We start from the raw sequence: 2,083 nt of genomic DNA, 5'->3' as shown, positions 1-2,083 counted from the left end.
TTATTATCACTAAAACCATGTTTATTTATTAGTTCGCGGGCAGGAAGACTTAATCAAATTGATCCTAAAGCAGGATCAATTATTATAGAATCTAATATTTATTTTTATAAAATGAGTTCAATAAATCAATTGGATTTAAAAAATATATTTCAATTAGTTTACACATCAGGCTCTACAGGAGTGCCTAAAGCAGTTAAGATATTAAATCGATCTGTGATAAATCGATTATTCTGGATGTGGACGGAATTTCCATTTTCAAATGATGACGTATGTATTGTTCAAAAATCTACATCTTTAGTTGCAAGTGCTTGGGAAGTATTGGGAGGGCTTTTAAAAGCAATACCAACGGTTATTTGTCAAGATAATGATGTCAGAGATCCTTACCTCTTATTTAACTTACTTGATAAATATAAAGTTACTCGATTACTAAGTTCGCCCGCAGTTCTAAAGGGGTTAATACATGTAGGTAAGGAAATAAATAAACCCAATTTATTACCATCTTTAAAATTGGTTACTTCTAGTGCAGAAATACTGAATACACAAGTAGCAAAGGATTTTATGGCTATTTATAACCATACAAAATTATATAATTTTTATGGTTCAAGCGAATGTAGCTCAAATGCCGCAGTACATAACGTGAGTGAGATAGATTTTGAGAACATTTATATACCAATTGGCAATGCCATTAGCAATGTTCAATTGTATATTTTAGATAAAAACAATCAAATAGTACCCCGCGGTGTTGTAGGGGAATTAGCTGTATCTGGAGATTGTCTGTCAACGGGATATTTATCAGAAAAAAATATTGTTTTTCATCATACTATCCCTGCTATTGAAAAACTAGTTTACAAAACAGGAGATTTGGTCAGAATCAATAATGATGGAAAACTCATTCTATTAGGAAGGAATGATAATTTAGTAAAAATTGATGGTTTTAGGATTGAGCTAGATGAGATCCAGCATGAACTCTTAAAAATGGAAGGTATTCAAGATAGTGCTACTTTTGTTATTAAAGATGATGGTGAAAATAAAATTGTTAGTTTTGTTGTAGTTAAAGAAGCCTATAGTGGTAATATTACGCAAGATGACATTAAACTGAAATTGAAAGACAAATTACCTTCATATTCAGTCCCTAGAAGTATCAATATTATTAATAAAATCCCCAAACTTCCATCAGGTAAAATTGACAAAAGTAATTTACCAAAAGTTAAATTTGAAACAAGAAGGAATATTGTTCAACCAGAAAATAAATTACAGAATGTGATCGCTAATGTATGGAAGGATATTTTAAAAGTTGATCAGGTAAGCCTTTTAGATTCGTTTTTCACTCTAGGTGGTACATCTATTTTATCACTAAAATGTATATCAGAACTAGGAAAGTTGAATATAAAAATTACTGTGAGTGATTTATATAATACATCGAATCTAAAAGAACTCGCCGATAAAATTAGCTGTACAAAAGAAAATGATGTTCAACATATTGAAAATGAGAAAATGATCTCAGATAGTATTATGTTACCTACTGTTTCATATTTATTAAATACTCAACAGGTAGGAGAGCGGTACACAGTATATAAATTATGGCATGATCGGAATTTAGAAATAAATGAAACTATTTTGGCTCAGACAATAAAACGAATAGCAGATGATTACCCAGTCCTTAGATTAAAAGCAATTAAGAATCAGAAAGTTACTCTATATCAATCTGATCTCTCACCTAACCTAGAAACTGTCGAGCTGGGTGATTTTTGTGATGAAAGTAGTGCAAATGAGGTTATCAGTTTGTATTGTGATAATGTTCAAGGTGAGTTTAGATTTGATGGTAATTCTTTCTTAAGTCGATTTATCATGTTGAATCTAAGAATACAGACTAAAGAACAAAAATATTTATTAATTTTGATGCACCATACTTTGATTGATTGCTTTAGTTTCGAAATGCTAATTTCTGAGATTGATCGATATTATAATAATATAGTTACTGGTACTAATTGTTTTCCTGCGTATGAGGGAGATAACCAAGTTATTAATTGGGTTAATTTGCTCAAAACTAATCTACAAAAAAATGTTTTTAATTATTATAATA

General features: G+C 30.0%; 1 protein-coding gene. It reads left to right on the top strand.

The features are described 5' to 3' along the window. Positions 1-2,083: AMP-binding protein (locus tag A9G30_RS01045; protein WP_141671937.1), on the top strand; the 2,083-nt coding region annotated here is incomplete at both ends.

Origin of the sequence: Gilliamella sp. Fer4-1 (assembly GCF_001690515.1) — a bacterium.
Lineage (GTDB): Bacteria > Pseudomonadota > Gammaproteobacteria > Enterobacterales > Orbaceae > Gilliamella > Gilliamella apicola_C.
This window is presented reverse-complemented; position numbering and strand designations above follow the sequence as displayed.